The organism is Devosia alba (assembly GCF_039938915.1).
Taxonomy (GTDB): domain Bacteria; phylum Pseudomonadota; class Alphaproteobacteria; order Rhizobiales; family Devosiaceae; genus Devosia; species Devosia alba.
The window spans coordinates 1-249 of the sequence record NZ_JBDUUI010000127.1 but is presented as its reverse complement, the minus strand read 5'-3'; the positions used below and the strand labels follow the sequence as shown (position 1 = coordinate 249).

Annotated in this window: 1 protein-coding gene; it reads right to left on the bottom strand. The window is 45.4% G+C overall.

Going from position 1 to position 249, the window contains the following annotated elements; translation table 11 throughout:
• A partial coding sequence (locus tag ABFY71_RS19040; RefSeq protein WP_347947447.1) for a hypothetical protein occupies positions 1–249 on the bottom strand: 249 nt, incomplete at both ends.

Genomic DNA, 249 nt, shown 5'->3' with positions numbered 1-249 from the left:
GGTTTCTTCTCATTTCAGCTTCGCTGATAATAATATCTAACAATTTTCTGCCAGATGCATTAACTGTAACATTGTAGGTATTTCCGTCTCCCTGTCCTTTTCCTGACTCTTCCCGGACGATCTGCCGTAATAGGCTTTCCGGTGCTTCCAGGTTATTTCCTTTCTTCTGGTCACCTAATACCGCAAGGAATTCGCTTCGTGGTGGAATAACTGCGCCACTGGCCAGATATGGGATAGTTCCGATACGTG